The organism is Frankia sp. CcI156 (assembly GCF_001983015.1).
In the GTDB taxonomy this organism is placed as follows: domain Bacteria; phylum Actinomycetota; class Actinomycetes; order Frankiales; family Frankiaceae; genus Frankia; species Frankia casuarinae.
Window position 1 is genome coordinate 44,256 of the sequence record NZ_MOMD01000012.1, and the last position, 6,000, is coordinate 50,255.

Annotated in this window: 6 protein-coding genes; all 6 read right to left on the minus strand. The window is 68.6% G+C overall.

What is annotated here, in order from left to right; all coding sequences use genetic code 11:
• Positions 1 to 366 precede the first annotated feature (366 nt).
• The 6 genes from bfr to CcI156_RS05620 all read right to left on the minus strand — a co-directional run bounded on the left by bfr (position 367) and on the right by CcI156_RS05620 (position 5,832).
• A complete protein-coding gene (bfr, locus tag CcI156_RS05595; protein ID WP_076804599.1) occupies positions 367 to 846 on the minus strand; it encodes a bacterioferritin in 480 nt (159 codons plus the stop codon).
• A gap of 383 nt (positions 847 to 1,229) precedes the next feature.
• Complete coding sequence (locus tag CcI156_RS05600) at positions 1,230 to 1,922, minus strand: AIM24 family protein (RefSeq protein WP_076804601.1); 693 nt, start codon at positions 1,920 to 1,922, stop codon at positions 1,230 to 1,232.
• A 100-nt stretch (positions 1,923 to 2,022) separates the two neighbouring features.
• Complete coding sequence (locus CcI156_RS05605) at positions 2,023 to 2,601, minus strand: DUF5134 domain-containing protein (RefSeq protein ID WP_254847286.1); 579 nt, start codon at positions 2,599 to 2,601, stop codon at positions 2,023 to 2,025.
• A gap of 78 nt (positions 2,602 to 2,679) precedes the next feature.
• A complete protein-coding gene (locus CcI156_RS27590; RefSeq protein ID WP_011437208.1) occupies positions 2,680 to 2,916 on the minus strand; it encodes a hypothetical protein in 237 nt (78 codons plus the stop codon).
• A gap of 105 nt (positions 2,917 to 3,021) precedes the next feature.
• Positions 3,022 to 4,764 carry an L-glutamate gamma-semialdehyde dehydrogenase gene (gene pruA, locus CcI156_RS05615; protein WP_254847287.1) on the minus strand — a complete coding sequence of 581 codons (1,743 nt, stop codon included), beginning with the start codon at positions 4,762 to 4,764 and terminating at the stop codon, positions 3,022 to 3,024.
• A gap of 138 nt (positions 4,765 to 4,902) precedes the next feature.
• The gene (locus tag CcI156_RS05620; RefSeq protein ID WP_076804605.1) at positions 4,903 to 5,832 is read right to left on the minus strand and encodes a proline dehydrogenase family protein; all 930 of its coding nucleotides are present in this window, start codon (positions 5,830 to 5,832) and stop codon (positions 4,903 to 4,905) included.
• Positions 5,833 to 6,000: the final 168 nt, after the last annotated feature.

Sequence of the window (6,000 nt, forward strand, 5' to 3'; positions counted from 1 at the left end):
AAGGAATTCATCCGAGGAGTCCCCGCGTGGAGCTCTCGGAGGTCAGATGGGCGGTGCGGTGGAGCCGGCGGCCACCCGGGGCGGAGGAGGYGGACAGAACCTGGCGATGCTCATCGGCTCGCCCCTCCCCTCTCCCGCGGCACCGCCTCAACGGCACCCTGTGGACGGTCGGCTTCGCTGCTGCGATCCTCCGCGCGATCCCCCCGACTGGACACTATCGCCAGTCGGATGGGTCCTGCATGGCGAGACCCGACACCATGACACTCAAAGGATCGGCCCGTTCACATCGCCAACAACGGTGCGTAACGACGAGGAAACGAAAACGGGATTACTCCGCCATTCATCGCCACCATCCACTACCTTCCGCTACTCCTCATGGATCTGTTGGGCGAGGTAATGGGCCGCACCAAGCTGGGAGATCAGCTCCAGCTGGGCGTCGAGCCAGTCGATGTGCTCCTCCTCGGAGACGAGGATCCGCTCGAGGAGCACGGCCGATCCGACRTCGCCCCGCTCCCGGCAGAGTGYGACCCCCCGGCGCAGCAGGTCAACCGCCTCAAACTCCCCGGACCGGTCCACCTCGAGCTGCTCGGGCACCGTCTCCCCGATACGCAGCGTGTGCAGACGCTGCAAGTTCGGCAGACCGCCGAGATACAGCACCCGCTCGATGAGCTGATCCGCGTGCTTCATCTCGTCGATCGACTCGTGATAATAGTGCTCGGCGATCCGTCGATATCCCCAGTTACGTTRCATACGACTGTGCAGAAAATACTGGTTGACGGTCGTGAGCTCGTTCGTCAGCACGCTGTTCAGAAGTTCGATGATTTCCGCGTCACCACGCGTCACCATATAACCTCCACCTCCCGTCGGGCATCGCCGGCCGGACGTCGTTCGTCATCACACCGAGGGAGTGCCCCGTCCCACGCCGCTTGATCGACCCGTCGTGGCGCCTCAACCAGCGGCGATGACCTCCGACGGTCCGCGCGAGCCGACGGGCGGAACCTCCAGCGGACAGCACATCACACGGATACGGATTTCGCAGCGAACCTGAACCCGGACCCCTCACATCCGCATGAACGTAAGTGCAGGTAAGTTTTACTGTAGGATAGAAATCCCGCACAGAGGAAGCGTGCGGGCAGCGTGCGACGAACCGTCATAATCATGGCGTTATTCCCCCGCAGCGACTTCGCCCGACCAGACRAGCCCCTGCCGGCACGCTGCCGGCAGTCGGTTCAGTGCCGGTCGGTGCCGGTCCCGGCGGCCGGCGTCTCACCACATTGGACGACGACGAATCCCCCCCGACCGGAGTACTCGATCTGCGCGAGCTCCCCCGAACTACGCCCCACGAGGTTGCCTATCTTGAACGAGGAGACCACCCGGGTACGCACGCCCGCCGTCCAGGCGACCGCGGCATCCCGGTCGACGCAGACCGGCTCGTCCGTCGACAACACCAGGGGAGCGCCCAGGCACAGCACGGCGACGCCGCCGCTGCCGGAAACCTCGGTGTTGAAGATCCCACCGGCGATCATGGCGCCGATGCCGCCGGACGTCGTGGTGACCTTGTAGCGGATGCCGGACTCCAGCGCGAGCAGACTGCGGCCGTTGACCGTCAGGCTGTCGTTGTCGAGCGTGAAGACCGAGATGTGGCTTCCGGACTCGGCGAACCAGACGGTTCCGTGGCCGGCCACCCTCATCAGGTCCTGGCCCTCACCAGTCACCGCCCGCCGCAGGAATCCACYGACTCCCTGGCCCTTGTAGGCGAAGTCGACGCGGCCGCGATAGGCCACCATGGATCCCTGCTTGGCGTACATCTCGCCGCCGTCGAGGCGTACCCGCAGCATGCGATCGCCCTCTTCCAGGGCGAACGGGGGGCCCGCGGCGGGGCCCCCCGCGAAGGTGGCGAGTGGCTGGCTCATGGCCTCCATTCAACGCCCATCCATACCCGTTCGGGCCACACCGGTAGGAATACCGACGGGAATAAGGCGGGTAGACCGGCAGCCGCCCGTCAGGACCGGCACCCGTCCGTCAGAGCAGCATCAGCAGCATCGCGCCGGCCATGACCAGCCGGGACGCGGCCGATGTCGCCGGCGGCGGGTGGGTCACCCAGCCCGGCCTGACCCTGCGGACCAGCGGGCCACCGACAGCAGCCACCACCGCCGCAGCGAAGATCACCGCGAACCAGTCGGTCAGATTCGTCAGACCGGTCGAATCATCGACCGGCCACCTGCCCGCCCGGGCCATGCACGCCATCGCCAAGCCCTCGATGACGAGCATCGAGCAACAGGACCACCGCGACGGCTCGCAGGTCGGGTCCGTCAGGACAAGGAGGAAGAAGACGCCGRCCAGCGCCAGATAGGCGACGGCGAACACCACCGACGACGTCATCCAGCGTGGGCCGACGAACATGACGGCCATTCCCGCGGCCACCACCGTGTGCCCGATCTCGACCGGTGGGTACACGGCCCTCCGCCGGGCTCGCGCAAGCGCGCCGGCAAGACGTCCGGCGTGGAACATCGCCAGCAACGCGCAGACGGCCGCGGCAACGACGGCCACCGCCTGCGGTGGGGCCAGTGCGTGCGCCGCTGCCGGGTGGTGGTGTGTCACCGATCCGACGGCCCCCGCCGACCCCACCCGGTGACACCCCGATCCGCGGGCTCCCGTCCAGTTACGGCACGTCGCACGTCAGCTCACGCCCAGGGCAAGTTCGGCATCGACCAGTGCGGTGATGCTGCCGGCACGGGCCTCGTCGATGATGGCCTGGAGCTGTTCGACGCTCATCTGGATCCGCTGGCCGAAGTCGTCGGTCAGCACGATGCGCCGCTCCGCCGGAGCTTCGTGGTCGACGAAGAGCTCCGGGCAACCACAGTTGCATTTTCCGCAGAAGGTCAAAATGTGACGCCCATGAGTAGATCCGGACATGTCGCCTCCCGGGGTAGCGGACCAATCAGGAATATCAGTCTAAGATCCTCTCAGGGAAACGTCTGCGCGTTTACCGGATTCCGGGGGCACGGACACGGGGCGCAGTCAGGGGGCACGGTCAGGGGCCGGGGGACCCCCGGCGGAGTCGTCCGGCAGCCCACCCACGCCACCGCCGCCGGACGCGCCACCGCCGGACGCGCCAAAGGCCCCGGGCCCCATGTGGGGATACACGTGGTCGGCAGGCGGAGCGAGATTCTCCTTGATCACCCGTGGGCTGACCCAGCGCAGCAGGTTCTGCGCGGAACCGGCCTTGTCGTTGGTACCGGAACGGCGAGCGCCGCCGAACGGCTGCCTGCCGACCACGGCCCCGGTCGGCTTGTCATTGACGTAGAAGTTGCCGGCCGCGAAGCGCAGCACGTGTTCGGCGCGAGYGATCGCCGAGCGGTCGGTCGCGACGACGGCACCGGTGAGCGCGTAGGACGAGGTCCGATCGATCAGTGTCAGCACGTCGTCCCAGGCACCTGGCCGGTTGTCGTCGTAGACGTGAACCGACAGGATCGGGCCGAACAGCTCGCGGGTGAACCACTCCCGCCCGGGATCGGTGCCGAGCAGCACCGTCGGCCGGACGAACCAGCCGACAGCGTCATCGCACTGTGCCCCGGCGAGAACGGTGACGGTCGAATCGCTGGCAGCGCGGGTGCACGCGGCGGCCAGGCGATCGTAGGCGCGCGCGTCGATGACCGCACCGGTGAAATGGTCGAAGTCGCTGACGTCCCCCACCGACAGTGCCTCGGTCGCGGCGGCGAGTTCGGCGTCCAGGCGCCGCCACAGGCTTGCGGGCAGGTACRCCCGGGAGGCCGCCGAGCATTTCTGGCCGCTGTACTCGAAGGACCCCCGCAGCAGCGCGGTACGCAGCACGTCGACGTCGGCCGAGGGATGCGCCACCACGAAGTCCTTGCCACCGGTCTCCCCGACGATCCGCGGATAGGAACGGTAGCCGTCCAGATTCTCGCCGACCGCCCGCCACAGCCGGGCGAAGACGGCGGGAGAACCGGTGAAATGAACGCCGGCCAGATCCGGGTCGGAGAACACCACGTCGCTGACCGGTTCACCCGAACCGCCGACGAGGTTGATGACGCCGGGCGGCAACCCCGCCGATTCCAGCAGCCGCATCAGGAAATGTGCGGCGAACGCCTGCGTGGGAGCCGGCTTCCAGACGACAGTGTTCCCCATCAACGCCGGCGCGGTCGCCAGGTTCCCGGCGATGGCGGTGAAGTTGAACGGACTGACCGCGTAGACGAATCCCTCCAGTGGACGCAGATCCAGCCGGTTCCATTCCCCGATCCCGCTGGCCGGCACGTCGGCCAGCAACTCGGCGRCGAACATCACGTTGAACCGCCAGAAGTCGATCAGCTCGCAGGCGGCGTCGATCTCCGCCTGTTGGCAGGTCTTCGACTGGCCCAGCATGGTGGCCGCGTTCAGCGTGTCCCGCCACGGGCCGGCGAGCGCCTCCGCGGCGCGCAGGAGCACCGCGGCCCGTCCCGCGAAACCCAGATCCCGCCAGCCGGGGGCGGCCTTCTTCGCCGCGGCGACCGCCGCGGCCGCGTCCGCGTGGGTGCTCTCTCGCAGCGTTCCGAGCACCCGCCGGTATGCATGAGGCTGCACGACGTCGCGGGCCGGGCCGCCGCCGAGATGCTGGTGTCCCCCGATCGTGTTAGTCAGCTCGATGTGCTCACCGCCCAGCCGGAGCAGGGCCCGCCRCAGACTGGCACGTTCCGGGCTACCCGGGGCGTAGGAACGGGTCGGTTCGTTACGCGCGACCGGAACCGTCACCGGTCCGGTCGCCACGCGCTCTGCTTCGTCCCGTCGCACGCTCCGTCCCCCGTCCAACCAGCCCGCGTCCCAGGCCCGCCCATAATCCCAGGCCCGCCGCGTCCCAGGCCCGCCGCGTCCCAGGCCCGCCCATAATCCCAGGCCCGCCGCGTCTCAGGCCCGACTCCGGAGCGCGCGGGCGGCAAGCAGCAGGTTCGTGGGTCTCTCCACCAGCCGCCGGGTCAGGTACGGCACGCAGTCCGCCCCGTAGGGCACATACACCCGCACCGTGGCCCCGGTCGACGCCAACCGCCGCTGCTCGCCCGGGCGTACCCCGTACAGCAACTGGTATTCGAAGGTCGCGGGCAGGCGTCCCACGTGCTCGGCGAACCGGCCGGCGAGGTTCAGGAGGGCGGGATCGTGAGTGGCAATCATGGGATAGCCCGATCCGGTGAGCAGGATTCCCAGACAGCGGGCGTACGCGGCGGCGACGGCCGGACGTCCCTGGTAGGCCACGGCGGACGGTTCGCGGTAGGCGCCCTTGCACAGCCGCACCCGTGACCCGGCGGTGGCGAGGTCAYGGCAGTCCGTCTCGGTGCGCAGAAGCTGCGCCTGCAGGACGGCGCCRACGAAGGGGAAGTCGCGACGCAGCTCCACCAGGGTGTCCAACGTCGAGTCCGTGGTGGTGTGATCCTCCATGTCCAGGGTGACCGTCGCGTTCGCCGCCGCTGCCCGCGCGCAGAGCTCGGCGGCGTTCTCGTATGACAGCTTGCGGCCGTCGCGGGGCACGGCCTGACCGAGCGCGGACAGCTTCACCGAGACGTCGAGACCGGCGGCGATCCCCGCGCKGTCGGCGAGGTCGAGCAGCCCGAGGTAGGCCAGCAGAGTGTCGGCCGCGTCCTGCGCACGGGTGATGTCCTCACCGAGCAGATCCACTGTCGCCAGGAGGCCGAGGTCGGCAAGTCCGGCTACCGCGGCGATCGCGTCCGTATCGGACGGGCCGGCGACGAAGCGATCGATGATCCCCCGGGCGAGGGGGGTACGTGTGACGAGCGCGCGGGTGAGCGGATGGCGGGACACGGGAGGCATCAGCTTTTGGATCATATCGATCGTCCCTCTGAGGCGACGTGACAGAATGAGCGCGATCCGAAGCTTCACGTAAGCTCAATGCTCTGTCCAGCCCAGCGGCGCGGAATGCCGCGCCGTCTCAGAGCGCGCCGTCTCAGAGCGCGCCGTCTCAGAGCGCGCCGTCTCAGAGCGCGCCGTCTCAGA